The sequence below is a fragment of the Bradyrhizobium sp. AZCC 2176 genome (assembly GCF_036924645.1).
GTDB lineage: Bacteria > Pseudomonadota > Alphaproteobacteria > Rhizobiales > Xanthobacteraceae > Bradyrhizobium.
The window spans coordinates 3,326,160-3,349,449 of record NZ_JAZHRX010000001.1 but is presented as its reverse complement, the minus strand read 5'-3'; the positions used below and the strand labels follow the sequence as shown (position 1 = coordinate 3,349,449).

At 63.1% G+C, this 23,290-nt stretch carries 29 protein-coding genes; 5 read left to right on the top strand and 24 right to left on the bottom strand.

What is annotated here, in order from left to right; all coding sequences use genetic code 11:
• Nucleotides 1-17: 17 nt before the first annotated feature.
• The 3 genes from V1288_RS15520 to V1288_RS15510 all read right to left on the bottom strand — a co-directional run bounded on the left by V1288_RS15520 (nucleotide 18) and on the right by V1288_RS15510 (nucleotide 1,811).
• Nucleotides 18-803 (bottom strand): sulfite exporter TauE/SafE family protein, encoded by a 786-nt coding sequence (locus tag V1288_RS15520; RefSeq protein ID WP_334361314.1) that lies wholly within the window; start codon nucleotides 801-803, stop codon nucleotides 18-20.
• A gap of 99 nt (nucleotides 804-902) precedes the next feature.
• Nucleotides 903-1,382, bottom strand: a complete 480-nt coding sequence (locus tag V1288_RS15515) for a PaaI family thioesterase (protein WP_334357867.1) — start codon at nucleotides 1,380-1,382, stop codon at nucleotides 903-905.
• Between the two features lie 3 nt (nucleotides 1,383-1,385).
• A complete protein-coding gene (locus V1288_RS15510) occupies nucleotides 1,386-1,811 on the bottom strand; it encodes an acyl-CoA thioesterase (RefSeq protein WP_334357866.1) in 426 nt (141 codons plus the stop codon).
• Nucleotides 1,812-1,909: 98 nt separating this feature from the next.
• On the opposite strand from V1288_RS15510, the gene V1288_RS15505 reads away from it, so the two are divergent.
• Nucleotides 1,910-2,491 carry a TetR/AcrR family transcriptional regulator gene (locus tag V1288_RS15505; protein WP_334357865.1) on the top strand — a complete coding sequence of 194 codons (582 nt, stop codon included), beginning with the start codon at nucleotides 1,910-1,912 and terminating at the stop codon, nucleotides 2,489-2,491.
• 41 nt (nucleotides 2,492-2,532) lie between these two features.
• On the opposite strand, the gene V1288_RS15500 is transcribed toward V1288_RS15505, so the two are convergent.
• The gene (locus V1288_RS15500; RefSeq protein WP_334357864.1) at nucleotides 2,533-3,021 is read right to left on the bottom strand and encodes a hypothetical protein; all 489 of its coding nucleotides are present in this window, start codon (nucleotides 3,019-3,021) and stop codon (nucleotides 2,533-2,535) included.
• Between the two features lie 181 nt (nucleotides 3,022-3,202).
• Here V1288_RS15500 and V1288_RS15495 point away from each other — a divergent pair, with 181 nt between their 5' ends.
• Entirely contained in the window at nucleotides 3,203-3,469 is a 267-nt protein-coding gene (locus V1288_RS15495) for a PsiF family protein (protein WP_334357863.1), read from the top strand.
• Nucleotides 3,470-3,609: 140 nt separating this feature from the next.
• Nucleotides 3,610-4,695 (top strand): AbrB family transcriptional regulator, encoded by a 1,086-nt coding sequence (locus V1288_RS15490; RefSeq protein WP_334357862.1) that lies wholly within the window; start codon nucleotides 3,610-3,612, stop codon nucleotides 4,693-4,695.
• 174 nt (nucleotides 4,696-4,869) lie between these two features.
• On the opposite strand, the gene V1288_RS15485 is transcribed toward V1288_RS15490, so the two are convergent.
• The 11 genes from V1288_RS15485 to V1288_RS15435 all read right to left on the bottom strand — a co-directional run bounded on the left by V1288_RS15485 (nucleotide 4,870) and on the right by V1288_RS15435 (nucleotide 14,763).
• Entirely contained in the window at nucleotides 4,870-5,286 is a 417-nt protein-coding gene (locus tag V1288_RS15485; protein ID WP_334357861.1) for a hypothetical protein, read from the bottom strand.
• Between the two features lie 239 nt (nucleotides 5,287-5,525).
• Nucleotides 5,526-6,137 (bottom strand): 2-hydroxychromene-2-carboxylate isomerase, encoded by a 612-nt coding sequence (locus tag V1288_RS15480; RefSeq protein ID WP_334357860.1) that lies wholly within the window; start codon nucleotides 6,135-6,137, stop codon nucleotides 5,526-5,528.
• 4 nt (nucleotides 6,138-6,141) lie between these two features.
• Nucleotides 6,142-6,384 carry a hypothetical protein gene (locus V1288_RS15475; RefSeq protein WP_334357859.1) on the bottom strand — a complete coding sequence of 81 codons (243 nt, stop codon included), beginning with the start codon at nucleotides 6,382-6,384 and terminating at the stop codon, nucleotides 6,142-6,144.
• Between the two features lie 133 nt (nucleotides 6,385-6,517).
• Nucleotides 6,518-7,792, bottom strand: a complete 1,275-nt coding sequence (locus tag V1288_RS15470; RefSeq protein WP_334357858.1) for an MFS transporter — start codon at nucleotides 7,790-7,792, stop codon at nucleotides 6,518-6,520.
• 446 nt (nucleotides 7,793-8,238) lie between these two features.
• Nucleotides 8,239-8,850: a LabA-like NYN domain-containing protein gene (locus V1288_RS15465; protein ID WP_442893954.1), complete on the bottom strand. Its 612-nt coding sequence runs from the start codon at nucleotides 8,848-8,850 to the stop codon at nucleotides 8,239-8,241.
• Nucleotides 8,851-9,055: 205 nt separating this feature from the next.
• Nucleotides 9,056-9,346, bottom strand: a complete 291-nt coding sequence (locus V1288_RS15460; protein ID WP_334357857.1) for a hypothetical protein — start codon at nucleotides 9,344-9,346, stop codon at nucleotides 9,056-9,058.
• Between the two features lie 5 nt (nucleotides 9,347-9,351).
• A complete protein-coding gene (locus tag V1288_RS15455) occupies nucleotides 9,352-10,821 on the bottom strand; it encodes a TRAP transporter large permease (RefSeq protein WP_334357856.1) in 1,470 nt (489 codons plus the stop codon).
• On the bottom strand, nucleotides 10,773-11,336 hold the full coding sequence (locus V1288_RS15450; protein ID WP_334357855.1) for a TRAP transporter small permease subunit: 564 nt from the start codon (nucleotides 11,334-11,336) through the stop codon (nucleotides 10,773-10,775). The genes V1288_RS15455 and V1288_RS15450 overlap by 49 nt, the downstream gene beginning before the upstream one ends.
• A 104-nt stretch (nucleotides 11,337-11,440) precedes the next feature.
• Entirely contained in the window at nucleotides 11,441-12,547 is a 1,107-nt protein-coding gene (locus tag V1288_RS15445; RefSeq protein WP_334357854.1) for a TRAP transporter substrate-binding protein, read from the bottom strand.
• Between the two features lie 290 nt (nucleotides 12,548-12,837).
• Nucleotides 12,838-13,830 carry a DUF808 domain-containing protein gene (locus V1288_RS15440; protein ID WP_334357853.1) on the bottom strand — a complete coding sequence of 331 codons (993 nt, stop codon included), beginning with the start codon at nucleotides 13,828-13,830 and terminating at the stop codon, nucleotides 12,838-12,840.
• A 126-nt stretch (nucleotides 13,831-13,956) separates the two neighbouring features.
• Nucleotides 13,957-14,763, bottom strand: coding sequence for a response regulator (locus tag V1288_RS15435; RefSeq protein ID WP_334357852.1), 807 nt, complete (start codon nucleotides 14,761-14,763; stop codon nucleotides 13,957-13,959).
• A 304-nt stretch (nucleotides 14,764-15,067) separates the two neighbouring features.
• On the opposite strand from V1288_RS15435, the gene V1288_RS15430 reads away from it, so the two are divergent.
• On the top strand, nucleotides 15,068-15,265 hold the full coding sequence (locus V1288_RS15430) for a NepR family anti-sigma factor (protein WP_057838541.1): 198 nt from the start codon (nucleotides 15,068-15,070) through the stop codon (nucleotides 15,263-15,265).
• Nucleotides 15,265-15,813 (top strand): sigma-70 family RNA polymerase sigma factor, encoded by a 549-nt coding sequence (locus tag V1288_RS15425; protein WP_057854563.1) that lies wholly within the window; start codon nucleotides 15,265-15,267, stop codon nucleotides 15,811-15,813. The genes V1288_RS15430 and V1288_RS15425 overlap by 1 nt, the downstream gene beginning before the upstream one ends.
• Nucleotides 15,814-16,031: 218 nt before the next feature.
• On the opposite strand, the gene V1288_RS15420 is transcribed toward V1288_RS15425, so the two are convergent.
• From V1288_RS15420 to V1288_RS15380, 9 genes are all read right to left on the bottom strand, one after another.
• Nucleotides 16,032-17,687: a CHASE domain-containing protein gene (locus V1288_RS15420; protein WP_334357851.1), complete on the bottom strand. Its 1,656-nt coding sequence runs from the start codon at nucleotides 17,685-17,687 to the stop codon at nucleotides 16,032-16,034.
• A gap of 357 nt (nucleotides 17,688-18,044) precedes the next feature.
• Complete coding sequence (gene ureG, locus V1288_RS15415) at nucleotides 18,045-18,683, bottom strand: urease accessory protein UreG (protein WP_334357850.1); 639 nt, start codon at nucleotides 18,681-18,683, stop codon at nucleotides 18,045-18,047.
• A 71-nt stretch (nucleotides 18,684-18,754) separates the two neighbouring features.
• The gene (locus tag V1288_RS15410) at nucleotides 18,755-19,492 is read right to left on the bottom strand and encodes an urease accessory protein UreF (RefSeq protein ID WP_334361312.1); all 738 of its coding nucleotides are present in this window, start codon (nucleotides 19,490-19,492) and stop codon (nucleotides 18,755-18,757) included.
• The gene (locus V1288_RS15405; protein WP_334357849.1) at nucleotides 19,473-20,057 is read right to left on the bottom strand and encodes an urease accessory protein UreE; all 585 of its coding nucleotides are present in this window, start codon (nucleotides 20,055-20,057) and stop codon (nucleotides 19,473-19,475) included. Before V1288_RS15405 ends, V1288_RS15410 begins: the two co-directional genes overlap by 20 nt.
• Nucleotides 20,058-20,163: 106 nt before the next feature.
• A complete protein-coding gene (locus tag V1288_RS15400; protein WP_309179981.1) occupies nucleotides 20,164-20,463 on the bottom strand; it encodes a putative quinol monooxygenase in 300 nt (99 codons plus the stop codon).
• Nucleotides 20,464-20,486: 23 nt separating this feature from the next.
• Nucleotides 20,487-20,786: a putative quinol monooxygenase gene (locus V1288_RS15395; RefSeq protein ID WP_334357848.1), complete on the bottom strand. Its 300-nt coding sequence runs from the start codon at nucleotides 20,784-20,786 to the stop codon at nucleotides 20,487-20,489.
• Nucleotides 20,787-20,831: 45 nt separating this feature from the next.
• A complete protein-coding gene (gene ureC / locus V1288_RS15390) occupies nucleotides 20,832-22,547 on the bottom strand; it encodes an urease subunit alpha (protein ID WP_334357847.1) in 1,716 nt (571 codons plus the stop codon).
• A complete protein-coding gene (locus V1288_RS15385; protein ID WP_057858347.1) occupies nucleotides 22,544-22,849 on the bottom strand; it encodes an urease subunit beta in 306 nt (101 codons plus the stop codon). Before V1288_RS15385 ends, ureC begins: the two co-directional genes overlap by 4 nt.
• Before the next feature lie 132 nt (nucleotides 22,850-22,981).
• A complete protein-coding gene (locus V1288_RS15380) occupies nucleotides 22,982-23,284 on the bottom strand; it encodes an urease subunit gamma (protein ID WP_334357846.1) in 303 nt (100 codons plus the stop codon).
• Between the last annotated feature and the right edge of the window lie 6 nt (nucleotides 23,285-23,290).

Sequence of the window (23,290 nt, the reverse complement as noted above, 5' to 3'; positions counted from 1 at the left end):
AGGGGCTGCATTCCTGTCTACGGCTGAGGCAGGGATATGTTACGCGCCAGCATATAGAGCGCCACGGCTATGATGACCACGGCGAACACGATATTGAGCGCGCCGCGGCGCTTGGCGAGGTGCCGCGCCGAACGCGTGCCGGCCAATCCGCCAGCGATGCCGCCCGCTACGAACAGACCTGCCAATGCCCACGACACCAGCCCGGACCAGGCATAGCTGGCGGCCGTGGTCAGACCAAATGCGGTGACCGCGACCAGCGAGGAGGAGACCGCGTTCATGATCGGCATGCCAGTCGCCAGCATCAGGGCCGGCACGATCAGGAAGCCGCCGCCGATGCCGAAAAAGCCGGACACCGTCCCGGTCGCGAGGCCAAGGCCTGCGATGGCCGATATGTTCGACATCGAGACCTTGACGTCGGGCAGGCCGATCCGCGAGCGCGTCTTCAGCATTAATAGCGCAATCACGATCATGACCAGCGCAAACAGCGCCAGCAGCCGTTGACCGTCCATCATCTTGCCGAGGATCGAGCCGCCGAAGGCGCCGGCCATGCCGGCTGCGGCGAAAATCAACGCGCAGGACCAGATCACGGTGCCGCCGCGCGCATGGTTGGACAGATTGATCGCGGCGTTGGCAGCCACCGCGATCGCGCTGGTGCCGATCGCGACATGGGGCTCTACCACGCCGACCACATAGACCATCAGCGGCACCGCCAGAATCGAGCCGCCGCCGCCGACCAGGCCAAGCGAAAACCCGACCAGCATCCCCGACGCCAGCCCCAGCACGCCTTGCGCGGTGGAGATGATCAAATTGAAAGACTCAGTTGCACGGTGCGACCATAGAAGGAATTTCTCCGGATCGCCATGGCTGCAGCACAAAGCTGCACTGCAACAGAGATCAGCGCATCAGATCGATGCCCGCTCCCTCCCCGGCGACGCCGCACCTTCACCGGCCGGCAGCGCCATCAGCGTGCCGCTCATGGTCGCGATCAGCGTCTCATTGCCGTCCTGCTCGGCATAGGCCCTGGCCTCGCACACCGTCAGCGTACGGCCGGGTTTGACGACGGTGGCACGGAAGGCAAACCGCTCGCCCCGCGCGGGCGCCAGCAGGTTGGTCTTGAATTCCACGGTGAGAATTCCCGTTGCCGGCGGCATCAGCGTGAACGCAGCGATGCCGCAGGCATTGTCGAGACCGGCGGTGATGATCCCGGCATGGATGAAGCCGTGCTGCTGGGTGAGGTCCGCCGAATAGTCCATCGCGAGATCGACCTCACCCGGCTCCAGCCGCGCGATCGAAATGCCGAGCGTCTTCATTGCGCGCTGCTGTTCGAACGTGTCGGTCGCGACCGCGCGAAAATCCGGGTTCTTCGGCTGGAAACGCAGCATGGGTCACGCCGTTGCCGGTTCGAGATGCCTCATCGCGGCGTCGCGGATCGCGGATGCGAAGGGTGTCGACTTCCGCGCTTGCCGGTCCATATGGACGCCGACGAATTCGCAAGTCGCGGCAATCTCGCCGGTTTCGGCGTTGCGCATCTCGTGCAGGAAGCGGATCGACTTGTCGCGGATTTCCAGCAGCCGGCTCTTGACCTCGACGATGTCGCCGGCCAGCAACTCGCGCTTGTAGGTGATGTTCTGCTGCACGGCGGCCATGCCGCGGCCGGACCCGCGCTGATAGGACGGCGTCAGCCCCAACCGGGCGAACAGATTCCAGTTCGCCTCGTCGAACTTGCCGACATACCACATGATGTTCATGTGCCCGACATGGTCGCATTGCCAGGGATAGACCGTGCCGCGATAGGTCGCGTCCGTCTCCACCGTTTTCACCCGCCTTTTTGCATCTTGATACGGTAGCGTATCAGATCTTGTCCGGGTTAGCAATACGGCACCGTATCAACAACCGGTGAGGCCGGACCATGAGCGATACCAAGATGGACGCGCGAACCGGCGAGGTGCGCAGCGAGAGCTGGATCGAGGCCGGCCTGAACGAAATCGCCCGGACCGGCGTCGAGGGCGTGCGGGTCGAGGTTTTGGCCAAGAACCTCGGCGTCACCAAGGGCGGCTTCTACCGCCGCTTCCGCGATCGCGCCGCCCTGCTGGAGGCCATGCTGCAGCACTGGAGCGCGGGCCGCATCGCCGCGATCGAAAAACACACCAGCCTCGACGGCGCGACCGCCCGCGAGCGGCTGAAGGCGCTGATCGCACTTTACTCGGAGCGCATGAATACCGAGGGCATGGCCGTTGAACTCGCGATCCGGCAATGGGCCCGGTCGGACGAGCTTGCCGCCAACGCGGCAGCCCAGGTTGATGTCGCCCGGTTGAAGAATGTCGGGCATCTCTATCGCGCGACGGGCCTTCCGGCGGAGGAAGCCGACGCGCAGGCATTCCTGTTCTACTGTTTCGTGTTCGGCCAGAGCCTGCTGTTTCTCGAACGGGGCCCGCGCAAACGCGCGCAACTGGTGGCGAAGTCGGCCGAAACGTTGCTCCGCGAAGTGTAGGCGCGGCCGAAATTTCCGGCCGCGCCCGTGTCGATAGCTGCCTAGGCCGCGCCCTTCAGCTTCTTGGAGCATTCGCTGTAATAGCCGCCGCCCTTCTGGATCCACTTCAGGCCGCCATTGGCATTGGTGGCCTTGTTGGCGTTGTACTGATCCACGCAGGTGTGCATGCGGGCCTTGCCGGCGGTCTCTTTGGAATACTTGGGATCGACGGCGCTCGGATAGACCGCCGGGCCTGACGGAGCGGCCGGCGCCGCAGCCTCCTTCGCAGTTTCCTTCTTGGATTCTTTCTTGGCGGCTTCCTTTGGCTCGGCGGCGGGGGCTGCTGCCGCCGGTGCGGCCGCAGCGTCAGCGCCGCACTGGGCTTTCCGGAAGTCGTTCCACTTCTGGCCGCCGAGCGTGCCGGCGGCTTTGGCAGCCTGGTATTTGGCGCTGCATTCCTGCGCGGTCAGGGCATTCGCCTGCGAGGTCATCGCCAGCGCAGCCAAACCCGACATCGCAATCGCGCCCAGTATTTTCGCTTGAATAGTCATCCCTGGTCTCCTTGGGGCAGTCGTCATCTGCACCTCCTATCCTAGCGCAACTACTGCTTGCGACAACGCGCGATGCGTTCGTCCGATCAAAATATTGTAGCGGCCCGCTCGACTTCATTCACCTGTGGTTCAGCATCGCAGCGCGACGGTTGCGCCCTTGTTTTCAAACCGAGGTGCCCCCATGACGAAGATCTCCTCCCTTGCCACCGCAGCCGCCGTGGCTTCCCTTCTGCTGATGGGCGCCGCGTCCGCACAAACCACGGCTCCGGCCAAGACCGAGGCGACCAAGACCGAAACCAAGGCGTCGGCGGAAAAGAAGGCCGAGAAACCGCGCACCGCCGCCTCGCTCGAATGTTCGAAGGAAGCCGACGCCAAGGGGCTTCACGGCAAGGAACGCAAGAAATTCCGCTCCGAGTGCAAGAAGGCTGCCGCCGAAAAGGCGAAGTAGCCGCCCGCCTCCTGCGCGAGGGCCGTATCGGGACCTTCTGAATTTTTGATGACGCCGGCGGGCCACCGCCGGCGACGCCCTGCATTGCTGCAATCGCGTGGCGCATTTGTCCCTCGCGTGCGGATTTGCCATAAGGCAGCGTGAGCCTGATCCCCACTTCGATTTCCTCCGCGATTATCGACCGCGCCAAAATTTTGGGCACGATCGAGACGCTCGTCATCGGCGCGGCCGGCGGGCTGCTGTTTCTGTGGGCCAACCTGCCGGGCGGACTGATTTCCGGCGCGATGGCTGCCGTCGGCATCGCCGCGCTGGCAGGGCGGCCGGTCACCATGCCGCCGATCCTGACGCAGACCGTGCTGGTGCTGCTCGGCATCACGCTCGGCTCGCTGGTGTCGCGGCAACTGATCCAGCACATGAGCGCCTATCCCCTGACCATCGGCCTGCTGGCGCTGGCGACATTCTGCTCGACCTTCGGCTCGAGCTTCTATCTGCAACGCATGCACGGCTGGGACCAGACCTCGGCGCTGCTGGCCGGCAGCCCCGGCGCGCTGTCGCAGATCACCATGCTGGCCGCCGAGAAGGGTGCCGACGTCGCCGCGATCGCCGTGGTGCAGACCATGCGCGTGATCATCCTGACCGCAGCCCTGCCGCTGCTGCTGGCGCTGACCGGGATTGCGCCCTCGGCGCCGCCGGAGGTGATTAGCCTTATCGCTTCGCCGCTCGAACTCGCCGTACTGGCGGCCGCTGCCATCGCCGTCGCGCTATTGCTTCGGCTCGCCCAATTTCCGGCGAGCTGGATGTTCGGCGCGATGATTGCCTCCGCCGTGCTGCACGGCACCGGCCTGATCGAAGGCGGCCTGCCGCCATGGATGCGCGGCGTGGCGCTGGTCGGCATCGGCGCCGTGATCGGCACACGGTTCGCGCGGATCAGCAAGTCGACGCTGCTCAGCCACATCAATGCCGGGCTGGGCTCGTTTGCCGTCGCCATTGCCATATCCGCCGTTTTCGTCATGGTGATCGTGCTGGCCACCCATGTACGCTTCGCCGACGTCGTGGTGGCGTTCGCGCCGGGCGCGATGGACGCCATGCTGGCGCTGGCGCTCACGCTGCATATCGATCCGATCTTCGTCGGCGCCCATCATCTGTCGCGCTTCGTGTTCGTCTCGATCACGACGCCGGGAATCATTCATCTGTTCGGACGTCCGCAGGAGGATGTGGACGATTAGGATGCGCAAAGCCAACGGGTCGCGAATGCGCGCGCCCGGCGACGAGCGCAAATGCGCTCGCGCGGTGATGACAGGCTCCGCGCGCCCACCATTCAAGCGATGATGTTCTGGATCGATGGTGGCACAGCGCTGCGCGCTTTTGCCCAGCCCTATGTATCCAGCTCGCTTCGCAAATCAGGTCACGCAGCGGCCGGGCTGAAGCAGTTTTGCGACTTCGGTCAAAACGCTGACCGGCGGTTCGCAGGCGACCACTGTCTTCGGGGCGCCGGGCTTTGAGGCATCGGGCTTCGAGGCATCGGGCTTGGCCGGCACCTCCGGGCGGTTCCGCACCGCCTCGGTGACGACGGGAACCCGCAGCACCACCGATGTGTCGTCGAGGCCAACGCTCCGGATCGTGATCGTCTCAGTCTGGCTTTGCGCGGCCCTGAGCGCCGCACGATCGGCTTTGGCAGCGCGGTTGACGTCCGCCGCAGGCGCGCTGGAGGCGAGTTGCCGCACGCTGGCGAGATCATGACCTGACGCAAGCTGGACGGCGCCAAACGTCGCAAAGACGGCGAGAGTGGCTAAAATTGCTTTGAATATCTGTGACATGGCGATGTATCCCTCGCCCCATGGCGATCACGGACACAACCCGAACCGAGCCGCAGGGGGTCCGGCCGTTCTCAATCACTTAACCGTGTATGAAAAATATTTGCGGCCCCTTGGAACGACTCCGGGGGGCTCGGAGTCATCCCGGCAGCCGGTTATTCCCCCTGCCCCATTGACCGGCGACGTAGGGTGCGACCGTGGTGATGCCGGTCGCACCCTGCTTTTTTTGACGAGACAGCTTCTCAAGGCGCCAGCTTTTTCAAAGCGCGTTCCAGCAGCTCCAGCCGGTCCTGGCCCCAGAAGATCTCGCCCGAAGGCAGCACGTAGCTCGGCGCACCGAAGACGCCCGCGCCAAGCGCCTCCTGCGTAAACTTCTCATACCGCGCGTCAAGTTCAGCGTCCGAGGGCCCGCCCGCGCGCAGCTCCGCCGCGTCGAGACCGGCGCGCTCGGCGGCCAACGCGATGATTGCCGGATCGGCGAGCGTTTCCTCACGTTCCCACAGCGCACGCCCAAGCTCCAGCGACAGTCTGTGGGCATTCTTGCCCTGCAGCTTGGCTGCGATGACCAGTCGAACCGCCGCGGCGTCGTCGCAGGGGAAATGCTTCGGCTCGAGATTGATGGGAACGTTCCGTACCTCGCGCCAGCGCTTTAACTCCATCATCCGGTAGGCGCGCCGCTGCGGCGAGCGCTTCGGCAATGGCAGCCCGCCGGTCTGCTCAAAGATCGGTCCGAACTTGCAGGGCTTGATGTTGACGATCGCGCCATTGCGCCCGGCGATCTCGGCGAACGGCGCGCTGCCGAGGTAGGTCCAAGGCGAGTTGAGCGACATGTAATAGTCGATGGTGACGGACACGCTTTCAACCCGAGGCGTTCGTGATCTTGTGATCAAGATGACCGGTCTTGTAATCGCGGCGAAGCTGGCTCAGCGATGTCTCGTTCAGGTAAGGCAAAGCTTCGCTCAGTCTGTCGGTTGGGGGGTAACCGGCGGCAAAACCCTGCCCGTAAATCTTGCGCAGGGTGCCGATGGGTGTAGTGCCGTGCTTGTGGCTGATGTCGCCATCCTGGTCGCGCTGGCGATTGTCGGGAACTGCCTTGCTCATGCCGCTCTCCCTTGTGCCTGCGTCGAAACATCCTCCCGCTGGGGCGGAATGGCAATCGTGCACTGCAACCGAAAATTAAAGCGGCTTGGCGCTCGGGCCAACCGGTACGGCGGGCAGCTTAACCGGCGATTGACTATAGCTTCGCCGCCCGCATCTCATCGCTCGGCTTCACGTCCTGCGAGCGGCCGTAGATCGCGACCGCAACGAGCAGCACCAGCGTCAGCGTGCCGAACAGTGTGCGATAGGCGTCCTCGGTGCGGGCGCCGCTGACCAGCGGTTCGAACGCGCCGATGATGATTCCGGACAGTGTCTGCATGCAGGCGACACCGAGCATCACTGACGTGTTCATGGTCGAGATGCCGCGGCCGATCAGGCGGTCGGGGAAGATGCCGCGGCCGTGCGTCATCACCATGGTGCTGGAGGCAGAGAAGAATCCCATGGCGATGATGACAGCTATCGGCAGCCAGACCGGCGGGTGGGAAAACAGCGCCAGGATCGCGAGCAGACAGATGATCACCAGCGTGCCGCCAATCGCGATGCCCTTGCGGGTGTCGAGCCGGCGGTCGAGCGGACCGAAGGCGAGCATGCCGGCCTGATAGGCGATCACGGCGAAGAGCAGGACGTTGCCGGCCGCGATCGGGCTTAAGCCATGCACCTCGCGCAGGAACGCGCCGCCCCACAGGCCCTGCACGGTGAAGGTACAGGCATAATTGCAGAAATTCAGCGCCAGGATCGGCTTCAGGCGCGGGTTGCGCAGCACCTCGACCAGGCCATTGAGCATCTCGCCCGGCGGCTCCGCCTTGCGGCTCAGGAAGGGATGGCCGGGCGGCGCGTCGCGCACCACCAGCCAGATCGCAACGGTCGCCAGCGCCGTGAAGACGACGACGGCGCCGAACACCGGGCGCCAGCCGACCGCCTGCGATGCCCAGGCGAGCGGCGTGGTGGCGGCCAGATTGCCGAGCAGGCCGATCGACAACACCATGGCTGTCAGCGTCGAGAAGCGGTCCGGCGGAAACCAGCGCGAGATCACCACCATGCTGCCGATCAGCATCACGCCGCAGCCGGCGCCCATCAGCGCCCGGCCGGTCAACAGCACCGGCCAGCTCGGCGCCAGCGTGAACATGGCGCCGCCGAGGCTGGCCACGATCAGCATGCCGACCACGGTATAGCGCGGCCCGAACCGGTCGAAGAAGAAACCGCAGGGAATCTGCATCGCGGCGAAGCCGAAGAAGAATGCGCCGGTCAGCGCCCCCAGCGCTTCCGGCCCGATCGCGAGATCGCGCATCAAATCGAGACCGATGGTGACGTTGGAGGCGCGGAAAAAATGGCTGGCGACATAGGCGGTCGCCAATGTCGCAACGATGATCAGGCCCCGGCGGTGGGGGAAAGGCCGCTCGGCGGACTGCATCGGTTGAAGGGGCGTTCCCGTTTATTTTCTTGTTGCTGCAGCGACCCTATGCGGGCGTCGGGCGCAGTTCAACACGCAATCTGCCGATCCCGCAAAACCACGTCACGCCGAGCGATTCACGGAAATGGGGACCACCGAGAGCGCCGCGTTCATTCTGTTTGCAGCTTGGAACCCGTGGCTCCATGGTCAGCGCGCGCAGGGCCCCTTGCGCGAAAAAAATCCGGCGCGCCGGTGGGACACGCCGGATAAGTCCGACCAGCTTTCGTATCGAAGCTGGTGGCCCGAGCCAGGGGGAGGTCCTGGCCGCGAACAGGTGTCGTTCGCAATCGCCATTCCGAAAGGCGCAAGCCTTCGGGATCGGCGGTTGAATCAGGAGAGATGATGATACCGCCGGCGTCGCAAGCCGAAGGTGATCTGGTTCACATGGCGCGCCCTCGGCCGGAAATTCATTTCGTGAGTTCAGTTCCGTTGATCGTCGCGCGCGTCGACAATTGCGGCGATTGCTGGCGACTCTCGCGTTGTGCCGGCCGCTCGGCCGGATCGCGCCCGAGCTTCGGCTTCAATTCCGCAAGATCAAGGAAAGCGTCGGCCTGACGCCGCAATTCGTCCGCCACCATTGGCGGCTGACTGGCCAAGGTGGAGACCACGGTAACGTGCACGCCACGGCGCTGCACCGCCTTCAGCAGCGGTCGATAGTCCCCATCACCGGAGAACAGAACCATTGCGTCGATATGATCGGCGAGTTCTATCGCATCGACGGCAAGCTCGATACTCATGCTGCCCTTCACCTTGCGGCGGCCGCCGGCGTCGACGAATTCCTTGGTGGGCTTGGTGACGACGGTGTAGCCGTTATAGTCGAGCCAATCGACCAGCGGACGGATGGATGTATATTCCTGATCCTCGATAATCGCCGTGTAATAGAAGGCCCGCAATAGCGCGCCACGGTCCTGGAATTCCTTGAGCAGGCGCCTGTAGTCGATGTCGAAACCGAGCGCCCTGGCGGTCGCGTGCAAATTGGCGCCATCGATGAAGAGTGCGATTCTGGCAGATGGTGACATCAGACAATGACCTCTCATTCAAAATACGCGGGCCAAGCGAGCATCCGCTCAGGCTTTTTCCCGCAGGGCCGGTAATGCGCCGAAATTGACCGAGGTGACGAGGCAGGCGGCGCCGACGACCGGAGGAGAGCCGACGATGCGCAGGCAATTCGATAATGTACATCCTGCCTCGACGTGCCGACATTAGGCTCCCTGCGCATCCAGCTCAATTGTACCGAGGTAAATAGCCGACGTCGAAACGGATGGACTGGCTATACGAAGGTTTAGGATCGGCGTGCTGCACGGCGATCCCGGCCAATGCGAGCTGCTGTTGTCCGGTTTCAGGCTGGCCACCGCCGAGCAAGCCTGGAGCCAAAGCGCGAGAGGTCCTTTCGTAGAGGATATGCGGATTGAACGGGTGGCAGAACGGGACCGCCGCCATTTCAACTTTCGATTTTCCATACCATTCGCGATCTGGCGTGAAGGGCCGGACGAGCTGCGCCCGGGGGGTAGTCAATCGGCCTACTTCTTTTTCGGCATCAGCCAGTCGTCGTCTTCCAGGGACGGTGCCAGCTTCTGCTGTTCCAGTATTCTCTTGTGCTCCTCCGGGATGACCTGACTGCGGGATGCCTCGTGCAGCGTCTGCGGGAACCAAGTCGCAATGCCGGGGAAAGCAATCATAAGCCCGACGCAGATCACCTGCAGGATCATGAACTGGAACATGCCGGCGTAAATCGTCGCAAGACTCCAGCCCTTGACCACCTGCTTGAGATAGTACGCTGACATGGCGACCGGCGGCGACAGGAAGGCGGTCTGCAGCACCACCGCAATCAGCGCCCCGAACCATATGAGGTCGATGCCCATGCCCTTCACGACGGGATAGAAGATCGGCAGGAACACCAGGATGATGGCTGGCCACTCAAACGGCCAACCCAGCAGGAAGACGAGAAAGAGCACGACAATCAGCATGAGGCTGGGCGGCAACTGTAGGCTGAGCATCGTCTCGGTGATCCAGTTCGCCGAGCCGAGGCGGGCGAACACCGCACCGAAAATGTTCGAGGTAACAGCCAGCAGCAGGACCATGCTCGAGGTTGCCATCGTCGAGATCAGCGCTCGCTGCAGTCCGCTGAGCGAGAACCTGCGATATGCGATGGCCAGGATCACCGCCCCGACGCTGCCGATGCCGGCGGCCTCCGTCGGCGTCGCAAGCCCCCCGATGATCGAGCCGAGCGTCGCCGTGATGAGCCCGAGCAGGGGCAGGGTGCCGACGATCACTTCGCGCGCAATGTACCCCGCCGAGTAGATCCGTTCGTCCATTGGCACCGGCGGCCCGAGTTTGGGGTTCATGAAGGCCCGGCCCATCAGATAGGTGATGTATAGGCCCGCCAGCAGGAAGCCCGGCCCAAAGGCGGCGGCATAGAGATCGGCGACCGACACCCCGAGCACCGGCCCCATCACGATCAGCATCACCGACGGTGGAATGAGAATGCCGAGCGTGCCGCCGGCAGTGATAGTGCCCGCTGAAAGCTTGGCGTCGTAACCCGCTTTCGTCATGATCGGCGAGGCCATAATGCCAAGAACGGTGACGGCTGCGCCGACGATGCCGGTCGCCATCGCGAATACGGTCGAGGTCAGAATGACGACGAGGAAGAGCGCGCCGCGCACCGGCGCAAGCAGCATGCGGAACGCCGTAAAAAGGCGCTCCATCAACCCCGCCTGCTCGGTGATGAAGCCCATGAAGATGAACAGCGGCACAGCGGCCAGCAGTTCCTCTTTCATCAGCCCGATGGTCTGGAAGTAGGCAAGGTCGAAGACCGTCGCGCCGATGCCGAGATAACCAAACGCAAAGGCGAGAAACAGCAGCGTGAAGGAGATCGGCACGCCGATGAAGATCGCTCCAAGCAGCACCAGAAGCATGATGAGGCCGATGAGCGCTTCTGCGGTCATATCTCGACCTTCTCCTTGTGCTCGAGCTCCACGCCGGTGCGCCACATGTAGATGCTCTTGATCAACTCGGACACGCCCTGGATCAGCAGCAAGAGACAGGCGAGCGGAACGACGAACTTGAACGGCCACAGCGCCGGTCGCCACGGTGTCTGGTCCGACGTCTCGTTGATCTCCCAGGCGTAGTGAAACTCGTTCCAACTGATCAAGAGCAGCATGATCAGGCTCGGAAAGAAGAAGACAATGTAGGAGATCGTATCGATCCAGCCCTTCCTGCGGATGGAGAACTTCTCCCAGAAGAAGTCGGTGCGGATATGAGCACCCTTGTGCAGCGCGTAAGCGGCGCCGAGCATGAACAGCGAGCCGTAGAGCATGTAGGTGGCATCGTAGGCCCATATGGTCGGCGCGTTGAACAGGTAGCGCGCTCCCACCTCGTAGGCGACGGCTAGAACCAGCGGCACCGACAGCCACGAGATGACCGTGCCGGTCCGGTCCGTGAAGCCGTCGATGATCCTGATTATGGCCAGGAGCGTCGGCGACTGCCTCTCTGTTATCTCAGCCATCCCTCCCCCTACCGCCGACGGTTCGTATCGCGCGCCTTGCGGCGTGACGCAGGCCGGCCGTGCGCGGATGGAGGGCGGCCGAACCGGCCGCCCTCCAAGAAGCCCTATTTCTCGACCGGGAAGTAATAGTTCGCCATGAAGGAGTATGGCGGGAAATAGGATCGCTTGTACGGCACCACAGCGCTGGCGTAGGCCTTCTGCGAGTCGTGCACTTTCTTGAAGAACGGATTCCTGGCGCCCTCGGCCGCCGCGATCTCGTCCCACTTCTTGATGAAGGCCAGCAGTATCTCGGTCGGCGTGCGCAGGATCTGTACGCCGTGCTTCTGCTGCATCTCAATCAGTGCGTCGGCGTTCTGGCGCTGCCACTTGGTCCACCAGACAAGGAATGTCTCGTTGGCCGCCGACTTGATGATCTCCTGGTGCTGCGGGATGAGCTCCTTCCACACATCGCCGTTGATCACGATTTCGCCGACCGTCACGTTCTCATGCAAGCCGGGCGAATAGTGATACTTCCAGACGTTGTGGAAGCCGAGCTGCAGGTCCTCGATGCCACCGACCCATTCCGCGCAATCGATCACGCCGCGCTGCGCAGAGGGAATGATTTCGCCGCCCGGCATGTTGACCACCGTGAAGCCGAGTGCCTGCCAGACTTCGCCGGCCATGCCGGTCTGGCGGCATTTCATGCCCTTCATGTCCTCGATCGTCTGGATCGGCTTCTTGAACCAGCCGAACGCCTGCGGCCCTGCAGGGAGGATGGGGAACACGACCACGTTGAGCTTGAGTTCCTTCTGATAGAACTCGTTGTATAGATCGAGGCCGCCGCCGTGATAGAGCCAACCCATCACGTCCATGAAGTCCATGCCGAAGGTGCCGCCGGGACCGCCGGTGAAAAGGATCGCGGTCTTGTTCTTGCCGGTCCAGTAGCCGGCCCACGCATGCGCTCCGTCGAGCACCTTCTTGTGGGTCGCATCCAGCACCTCGAACGCGGGCACGACCTGGCCGGCGGGCATCGCCTCGATCTTCAGCGCGCCGGCCGACAGCTTGTTCACCCGCTCAGCGAAGTAGGTGAAGTTGTCATAGAGCGTAAGCGACGCGGGCCATGTGGCCTGCATCTTCAACACCTTCGTCTGCGCCATGACTGCAGTGGTGGATCCGACGAACGCCGATGCGATCAGGGCAACGGCGACTAATCCCAGAAACAAGCGTTTCATGAGCAATCTCCTCCCTTGGACGACGTGACCTGGGCGAACGTATTTCTTCGTTTTTCTTGCCGCGCCTGGCCTCGAAACCAAGTCTGCCACCATCTCGTCAAATTGTCATCTTGCTTTCTGGCCGCAGCATGCGCCGGCAGGCTGCCGCAGCGTGACGCTTTTGCGCGCCGGCGGATTTACCGCCGCTTGTTGCACCGCCGTCGATCTTCCTGCTGACGTCAGGACGTGGAGCGTGTGGCTAAAGCCATGCCTGCGAGAGCCAGCGAAGCAGCAACGCCGGCGAGCCCGGCCTAGGACCCTTTCCGACCGCCCTGCAGAAAACTCTTCAACAGTTTCCATGCAGGCGCGAAAACAAATCCGGCGAGCGGAATCAATGCGGCGCCGACCAGCAGGCCTATCGCGCCGGATATGGCTGCCTCGACCGCCCATTCGAGGATCGCGGCTAGCGACGGGAATGCGTGGGCCACAGCTTCGGCAGCGGCCTTGACGATATGGCCGATGGCCGGCGGAGCGTAGACCTCGATGCCATGCAGGATGATGCCGCCGCCCACCCAAATCATGGCGGCGGTGCCGACCACGCTGAGAATCTTCAGAAGCACGGGCATGCCGCGAACGATGCCACGTCCGAGCGCGCGGCCAAGGAGCGAGGCACGATCGCTCTTCGCAAGCGCCACGCCAGCGTCGTCGGCTTTCACGATCAGCGCCACCAAGCCATACACGGCGACGGTTATTCCGACGGCTACGACCGCCAGCACGAGCGACTGCTTCCAGATGCTCCCTGCGGGGAGGGCCGCCAGCGTGATCGCCATGATTTCGGCCGATAGGATGAAGTCGGTCTTGATCGCGCTTGCGACTTTTTCTTCCTCGACCGACTGCGCGTTCAAGGCGACGGTGCCGAGTTGAGCCTCATGCCGATGTGCACTGTGAGGCATGACGGCCTCGAGCACCTTCTCCGCGCCTTCGTAGCAGAGATAGGCGCCGCCCAGCATCAGCAGCGGTGTGATCAACCAGGCAAGGAAGTAGCTGAGCACGAGGGCCGCGGGCAGCAGGGCCAACAACTTGTTGCGCAGCGATCCCGTCGCGATCTTGCCCACGATCGGCAGCTCGCGCTTCGGCTCGAATCCGATCACGTAGCCGGGCGTGACCGCGGTATCATCGATGACGACGCCTGCGGCCTTTGCGCCCGCCTTGGCGGCCTGGCTCGCCACATCATCGAGGGAGGCTGCGGCTACCTTCGCGATCGCAGCCACATCGTCGAGAAGGCCGATCAGCCCGACACTCATCGGTTTCTACCCCCAACGTCATTCGCTGCTCGCCGCCGACTGCCCGCGGCCTGCAACACGACGAGAAAAATCCGGCGCGCAGTGAGGCACGCCGGATCATTCCAACTCTGCGCCGTGACGCCTCGATCAGCCCGTGGCCGCCCGCGGCGCGCGGTTGCGCGAGTTGCGCTGGAAGAATAGCGCCTGGCTGGCGACGGCAGAGACCATCGCGGGCTGGAATGGTTTCGAGATCAGGAACGCCGGCTCGGGGCGTTCGCCGGTCAGGAAGCGCTCGGGGTAAGCGGTGATGAACACCACCGGCACCTCGAACACGCGCAGCAATTCGTTGACCGCATCCAGGCCCGACGAGCCGTCGGCGAGCTGGATATCGGCGAGGATCAGGCCGGGCTTCTTGTTCTTGGCGAGCGCCACCGCATCGGCATGGGTGCGGGCGACGCCGATTACGTTGTGACCGAGGTTCTTCACGAGGCTCTCGAGGTCCATCGCGATGAAAGTCTCGTCCTCGATGATCAGAACGTCGGTGGCGATTTCCGCCGCCATCTCGCGGCCGGCGGCATCCGTCAGCGCGCGGGTCTCGGCGATGTCGGTATTGAGGATGAACGCCACCTCCTCCTCGGAGAAGCCTTCGAGCGACAGCAGCAGGAACGCCTGCCGCGGCAACGGCGTGATGTTCGACAACCGGCGCTCCGGCGGCAGCGCCAGTGTCGCGACATCAGGATTGTCGTTGAGCGCGACCGAGTTCCAGATCTGGGTGAACAGCTTGAACAGCCCGGCGCGCGGGCCGAACCGTTCGTCCAGCAGGGAGCCATCCTGCAGCAGGGCCTCCAGCATGGCGGCCACATAGGCATCGCCCGAGGCCTGATTTCCGGTCAGCGCACGGGCATAGCGCCGCAACAGCGGCAGATGTTCAGCAACGAGCTGTGATCGGGACATCCCCATTCCATCCTTATCTTAGGCCGTATCCTTGGCCATAACTTAGGGTCTCAGCCGGACGGACGTAACCTGATGCCGCCGCGTCGGGCGTCAAATTTAGTTTCGGCGGGGGGACCCCGGTTCCCCTGTCACCCCCGATTACTCGCGGGGGACAAAAAAGTTCCGGAAAAAGTTCCCAGATTTCGGAACCTTCCGCACATATTCGCATTAGCCTTTGACCTATAACGCGGCGGCCTAGGCCCAATTTCGAGGTAAACTCTTGAAACCACAGAGACTTAACTCTCGGGGAAGCGTGGATCAGACCATGAAGGAAGTAAAAAAGCAGGGCGGGCTCAATGCAGAGATTCAATCCAGGATCGGGCATCAGCTCCGCGCCATGTACGATGACGTGGTCCGACAGGGCGTGCCGGACCGCTTTGCAGAGCTGATCCGTAAGCTCGATGGGCCGGAAGCGGCGGCGGCCCAGATCGACGAAACAGCAAAAAATGACGGGAGGGACTAATGCCTCTCACAGACTCTCTTCGCGACGACATTTTGGCGTCGGTACCCAGCCTGCGCGCGTTCGCGATCTCGCTCTCAGGTAACGGCGACCGTGCGGACGACCTGGTTCAGGAAACATTGCTGCGCGCCATTGCCAATATCGACTCGTTCCAGCCCGGCTCGAACCTGCCGGCCTGGCTGTTCACCATCCTGCGCAACCTGTTCCGCTCGGACTACCGGAAGCGGCGGCGCGAGGTGGAGGACGCTGAGGGCAATTACGCGAAAACCCTGAAGACCCAGCCGGCGCAGAATGCGCATCTGGAGTTTGAGGAGTTTCGCAACGCGCTCGACAAGCTGCCGCAGGACCAGCGTGAAGCGTTGATCCTGGTCGGCGCCTCCGGCTTTTCCTATGAGGACGCCGCCGCCATCTGCGGCTGCGCGGTCGGCACCATCAAGAGCCGCGTCAACCGCGCGCGCTCGAAACTGTCGGCGCTGCTCTATGTCGATGGCGCCGAGGATTTCGGACCCGACGAGACCGTGCGCGCGGTGATCGGCGGCAACGGCGGGTAATTACGGCACTGAGCGTATGAAGAAAAGGCGGCCCGCGGGCCGCCTTTGGTTTTGTGGTTTGTGGTTGCTGTAGCGCGGATGAGCGAAACGAAGTCGTCCCTGCGAATGCAGGGCCCATACGCCGCGGCCGATGGAAGTGGCACAAGAGGAGACGGCTTCTCTCACCAACTTACGGCGGTGGTTATGGGTCTCTGCGTGCGACGCAGAGAGAGCGCGCCCTACTTCACCGGCCGCACCGGTGCCGAAATTTGTTCGGTGCGGTCGCGCTCGGTCATGTCGACGACGGTGACCATCGGCGCGGTGAGTTCATAGACGTAGCTCACTTCCGTAAAATAGCGCTTTGCGGTGCCGCCCATCGCTTCCGGCGCGACGCGGTCGAGCAGGATGAGACCGAAATCGCTGTCTTCCCGCCGCGTCGCCGCGCTGGTGTTGAACTCTTCCCAGCGGAAGTGAAAAATCTCGTCGGGCTCCTCGCCGGTGACCTCCCAGTTCGCGACGATGTGCGGGTGCTTGCCGACTAGCGACAGGCCTTCGTCGGAATGCGACGCCAGTTCGAAGAACAGCAGCGAGAGCGACTGCGCGGCGCGCGCGCTGACCGAGATATCCGGGCCGTTGACCACAATGCGGTCGGCATGCGGGATCGCGCGCGACTCGAACAGGCCCCTGAGCTTGACGCCCTGCCACTGGCTTTCGCTGAGCAGCGTCACCACGTTCGACATCGCATGGATGCGGCCGATCAGGAGTTCGCGCGACACGTCCATGTCGGAGCCGTGGCGCAGCGTGCGTGTCACGATCGACTGGATCACGGCGAGGATGTTCTTGACCCGATGGTTGAGCTCGTCGATGACGGCGGTCAACCGCCGCTCGAAACCGATCCGCACCTGGATCTCGCGGCTGAGCCGCAGATTGTTGTAGGCGACATAGCCGAACAGGCCGCAGACGATGCCAGTGAGCGCGAAGCCGATGGCCGCCACGATGATCGCGGTCTGCTGCGCGCGCTGTACAGCGTTGTTCTTGGCGTAGTAACCGAGCGACCAGTCGCGGCCGCCGAACGTCACCGTCCGCACCACCGACGGCAGCGGATCGCCCTGCTTGACCGGCCGCAAGGTGATGACGCCCTGGTCGTTGGCGACATATTCGTCGCTGGCGTCATCGGGGTCCTTCAGCACCACCGAAAACAGCGAGCGGTCGTCGTTGGTCAGCATCAGCGGCGCCAGCTCGTAGGAAAAGGTGACGAAGCCCACGGGCTCCGCAGTGCCTTCCTTCAGAATGGCGGAGGCCAGCACGATGCCGATCGGCCCGTTCTTCCGCAGCAGCGGAATCGGGTCCGACGCCACCGGTTTGCCGGAGGCTGCCTGCGCCAGCATCGGCCCGATCACCGAATGCCGGTCGTAGGCGCGACCCGGAAAGCCCAGCGTATCCGCGCTGCGCGGTTCGAGATCCATCAGGACGTCGAGCGGCTTGTCGAGCGCCTTGATGTCGAGCGGCCGATCGTCGAAATCGCGAATCGTCGGATTGGTGAAGCCGGCACCCTTCAGCTCCGCCAGCGCCGTGGGCAGGTCGGCCGGCCTGAGCCGCGCGATCCAGGACGCGATCACGAAATCGGTCTTGAAGGCATAGATCGCCGAGCGCAGCGGCTGCAGCATATTGGCCTTCACCACCGAAGGTGCACGAAACAACCCGGATGCAACGCGTGCGAGCAATTCGCGCTCGGTCAACCGGTCCTGCACCAGGCTGGCATGAATGTCGATGGCGCGGGACAGCGCGATGCCGTCGATCGCCAGTTCCTGTTCGTGGACGCGATAGGCCGCGAGACCGGAGAGCAGAACTCCGATCAGCGCGATAAAGCCGATAATGAAGCCCAGCCGAACCACTCGCTTACTCAGGAATGATGTGTTGGCGAAGACGTATTGGAAGCATCTTTGGGTCTGCCGGGGCAGAAGCACATAGCAATAGCGCGAAGGCCAACCGCGGCGAATATGACGGAGCGTTCATCAGCACGCAACTGAGAGGTTGGCAGCGGGTAAACAACATGGCCGCCGTTAACGCTGATTTGGCGGGGCCAGAAGTTGATAATCTGACAGAGCCGATTTGGTTCCGGCGGCAGCGGACAAATCCAGGGGCTTGCGGCGGCGACCGACTATTAATGTTAACGCGCCGCCCACCCCGGCCGCTTGTCCAGCCGCTCGCCCCGGCTGGCTCGACCGCCCATCTGGGCCGCCTATCTTGGTCTATCCGGCCTTGGCCTTCGCGGCCGGCCGCAGGCCGCCCTTGGTCTCGATGAAGCCGATGATGCGATCGAGCCCCTCGCTCTTCTTCAGGTTGGTCATCACGAACGGCCGTTCGCCGCGCATCCTCTTGGCGTCGATCTCCATCTTCTCGAGCGACGCACCGACATGCGGTGCGAGGTCGATCTTGTTGATCACGAGCAGGTCCGAACGGGTGATGCCGGGTCCGCCCTTGGAGGGGATCTTGTCGCCGGCGGCGACGTCGATCACGTAGATCGTGAGATCGGCGAGCTCGGGCGAAAACGTCGCGGCGAGATTGTCGCCGCCGGATTCGATCAGCACCAGGTCGAGATCGGGAAACTTCGCGCGCATGTCGGCCACCGCAGCGAGATTCATCGAGGCGTCCTCGCGGATTGCGGTGTGCGGGCAGCCGCCGGTCTCGACGCCGGCGATGCGGTCTGGCGTCAGCGAGCCCGAGCGCACCAGAAACTCGGCATCCCATTTGGTGTAGATGTCGTTGGTGATCGCAGCGATATCGTAGCGCTGGCGCATCGATTTGCAGAGCAGGTCCATCAGCGCGGTCTTGCCGGAGCCGACGGGACCGCCGACGCCGATCCGCAACGGGCCGTGAGATTTAGACATGTGCGCAGCCCTCTCTGTTTTCGTCGTCCCTGCGTTCGCAGGGACGACGCGCGGTGAATATCTCACCCTCATCATGACCGGAACAGCCGCGTATATTGCGTCTCATGGCGGAGGCTGGCGAGATCGGCACGGAAGGTGGCGCTGCCGAGATCGTCGAGCGAAGCTGTGAGCGCGCGGCCGGCGGCAGCGGCGACACCGGTTTCGAGGCTTGCCAGAATGCGCTGGCTGTCGGTTTGCCCGAGCGGCACCAGGCGAGCGCCGGCGGAAATCCAATTCGACACCACGGCATGCAGGAAGGCATGCATCGCCGGCGCCAGCGGAACGGCATGGGCCGCGCTGACGATTCCAACTGAGACGGGATAAACCGTAGCGCCGCCGCAAGCGGCGACCATGCCGTCGAGCCCGTCGCAGGCCCAGGCCGAGCGGGCAATGTCGATAAAGGCGCGGCCCTGCGTCGAGGTCTCGAGCTGGCGCTCGCGCGAGGGCACAAAGGCAGCCGCGAGTTCGGCAATCCCGCGCAAGGCGATCTCGTCCTGCGCGGATGCGGCGCGATGCGCCTGCGCCAGGAACACGGCGTCGCAGAAGCCCGAGCCTTCGCTGAGCATCGCGGCCAGCCAGTCGCGCAGCGATGCGGCGTCCGTGATGTCGCCCGCCTCCACCGCCCATTCGATGCCGCTGGAATAGGAGAACGCGCCGACCGGAAACGACGGCGACAGCCAGGTCATCAGCCGGTACAGCGCCGCCGCCTCATCGGCATTCATTCCGCTGCTAGCCTCGCTCGGCGCGGGCTCACTTGTGGTCATGAGCATGGGAGTGATCGTGGTGGTGATGATCGTGGTCGCAATGTTCGTCGTGGTGATGGTGGTCGTGATTTTGATCACCATGGTGATGGTGACCATGATCATGCGCGGTGTGGCCATGCGCGTGGCTGTCCGGCGCATGGCTTGCCGCATACGCTCCGCCCTCGGGATCGAACGGCGCCTCGATCTCGATGATGCGCGCGCCGAGTCCCTTCACCATCGCCTCGATGACGTGATCCCGGCGGATGCGCAGGCCTTTTGGCATGATCTGCGTCGGCAGGTGGCGGTTGCCGAGATGCCAGGCGACCCGAACCAAATGCAGGGGATCAGCGCCCCTGATCTCGACCAGCGGCTCGGCGGCCGCGACCACCTCGATCAGCCGGCCGTCTTCCAGTACCAGTGCATCGCCGCCGCGAAGCGCGACCGCGTTCTCCAGATCGAGCAGGAATTCCAGCCCGCGCGTTCCCGTCATCGCCATCCGCCGCCGGTGCCGGTCGTCGAAATCGAGCACGACGGTATCGGCGGCGGCGTTCGTCCAGCGATGCTGGCCCAGGACTTTTGTCGCGCGGATCATGGCAGCCCTATATTTTGATGCGTTTTCTACCGCAGATAAGTCTACGCAATCTGCGTAAACTTGATTGCTATGCGAACCGGTTTCCACTTCGCTTGAAAACGCTTTGCTAGAATTTCTCCACCTTGCCGTCGCTGATGATCTCGATCACCGTCGGCGCCGTCTTCATCTGCGAGGAATACTCCCGCCACACCTTCATATGGGGCGCACGGCCATGCGCATTGAGGTCGTCGCGGGTTTCCCAGCGCTCCACCACCACATACAGATTAGGGTTGTTCACGCTGACATGGCCATCATAGGAGATGCAGCCCTTCTCCTTGAGCGTTTCGGCGGTACAGGCCTTGTGTCCCTTGATGAAGTCGTCCTTGTTCTCCGGCTTCATCGGCGTGGTGGCGATGACGTAGATCATGAGTTTTATCCCTTGCTTTTCTTTTAGCGGACGTCGACCTTTTCCGGCGTGATCACTTCGATCTTCGGCGGCGCCGTCATGCATTTGACCGCGACGCGGCCAAAAGTCTTCATGTGCTCGGCGGCCCGATGCGGCCCCAGCGCCTCCACATTTTCCCACTGCTCGACGAACACCATTTTCGAGGGATCGGTGACGCTCTCGTGCAGATCGTAGGCGATATTGCCCGGCTCTTTCCTTGTTTCCTTGATGCAGGCGGTAGCGGCCGCGATGAATTCGGCGCGCGTTTCGGGCTTCACGGTCAGCGTGGCAACGACGTAAATCACTCGATCCTCCCGGATTTGTTCTGGCTTGAGTTTCCGGGAGAAACCCTAATACATGAAATACCTCTGCGCCATGGGCAGGACCTCGGCTGGAGCGCATGTCAGAAGCTCGCCATCTGCGCGCACCTCATAGGTTTCGGCGTCGACCTCGATTTTCGGCGTGGCACCGTTATGGATCATGCTCTTCTTGGAGATGCCGCCGCGGGTGTTTTTCACCGGGTAAAGCTGCTTCTCGATGCCGAGCTTGCGCGCCAGCCCACCGGTGATGGCAGCCTTCGAGGTGAACACCACCGAAGACGCCGTCAGCGATTTGCCGTAGGCGGCGAACATCGGCTGGTAATGCACCGGCTGCGGCGTCGGGATCGACGCATTCGGGTCGCCCATCGGTGCCGCCACGATCGAGCCGCCCTTGATGATGCAATCGGGTTTCACGCCGAAGAAGGCCGGCGACCACAGCACGAGGTCGGCTAGCTTGCCCTTCTCGACTGAACCGATCAGCTTCGAGACGCCATGCGCGATCGACGGATTGATGGTGTATTTTGAAATGTAGCGCTTGACGCGGAAATTGTCGTTGTCGTTGCCCTTGTCCTCGGGCAGCGCGCCGCGTTGCTTCTTCATCTTGTCGGCGGTCTGCCAGGTGCGGATGATGACTTCGCCGAGCCGGCCCATGGCCTGCGAGTCCGACGACATCATCGAGAGCGCGCCAAGATCGTGCAGGATGTCTTCCGCGGCGATGGTCTCTTTGCGGATCCGGCTTTCGGCGAACGCGAGGTCTTCGGCGATCGAGGGATCGAGATGGTGGCACACCATCAGCATGTCGAGATGCTCGTCGATGGTGTTGCGGGTGAACGGGCGCGTCGGGTTGGTCGAGGACGGCAGCACGTTCTTCAACCCAGCGATCTTGATGATGTCTGGCGCATGTCCGCCGCCCGCGCCCTCGGTGTGGAAAGCGTGGATGGTGCGGCCCTTGAACGCCTTCACCGTATCCTCGACAAAACCTGACTCGTTCAACGTATCCGAATGCAGCATCACCTGGACGTCGTAGTCATCGGCCACGCTCAGGCAGTTGTCGATCGCGGCCGGCGTGGTGCCCCAGTCTTCATGCAGCTTCAGCGCGCAGGCGCCACCCTTGATCATTTCGACCAGCGAAGCGGGGCGCGAGGCGTTGCCCTTGCCCGAGATGCCGAGGTTGACCGGGAACGCGTCGAACGACTGGATCATCCGCGCCATGTGCCACGGGCCAGGCGTGCAGGTCGTGGCAAAGGTGCCGTGCGAGGGGCCGGTGCCGCCGCCGAGCATCGAGGTGACGCCAGACATCAGCGCGTGCTCGATCTGCTGCGGGCAGATGAAATGGATGTGGCTGTCGAAGCCGCCGGCGGTGAGAATTTTCCCCTCGCCTGCGATCACGTCAGTGCCGGGGCCGATGATGATGGTGACGCCGGGCTGGATGTCGGGATTGCCGGCCTTGCCGATCGCCGCGATCATGCCTTCCTTGATCGAGACGTCGGCTTTGACGATGCCCCAGTGGTCGACGATCAGCGCATTGGTGATGACGGTATCGGCCGCGCCCTGCCTGTTGGTGACCTGCGATTGCCCCATGCCGTCGCGGATCACCTTGCCGCCGCCGAACTTCACCTCCTCGCCATAGGTGGTTAAATCCTTTTCCACCTCGATGATGAGATCGGTATCGGCGAGCCGCACCTTGTCGCCGGTGGTCGGCCCGAACATGTCGGCATAGACGCTACGTTTGATTTTCGTGCTCATAGCTTGCCCTGTACGTCGCCGCGGAAGCCGTAGATGGTGCGCTTGCCGGCGAGCGCAACCAACTGCACGTCGCGGGTCTGGCCGGGTTCGAAGCGGACAGCGGTGCCGGCGGCGATGTCGAGCCGCATGCCGCGGGATTTCTTGCGGTCAAATTTCAGCGCGGGATTGGTTTCGAAGAAATGATAATGCGAGCCGACCTGGATCGGACGATCGCCGGTATTGGCGACGGTGAGTGTCACGGTTTTGCGGCCGGCATTGAGTTCGATCTCGCCGTCCTTGATGAAGAGTTCGCCGGGGATCATGTACCCTCCTTTGTCATTCCGGGGCACGCGAAGCGTGAACCCGGAATCTCGAAATCAATAACCTCTGGATTCTCAGATGTGCAATTGCACATCATAGTTCGGCCGCTTTGCGGCCGCCCCGGAATGACTGCGTCACCGGATCGGCTCATGCACGGTGACGAGTTTTGTGCCGTCGGGAAACGTTGCCTCGACCTGGATGTCGTGGATCATCTCCGGGATGCCATCCATCACCTGCGCGCGGGTCAGCACTTGCGCGCCGGCCTGCATCAACTCCGCAACGGTGCGGCCGTCGCGCGCGCCTTCGACGATGAAATCGGAGATGATGGCGATCGCCTCGGGGTGGTTGAGCTTGACGCCGCGCTCCAGTCTTCGGCGCGCCACCGTGGCCGCCATCGAGATCAAGAGCTTGTCCTTTTCGCGGGGGGAGAGATTCATGCGAGC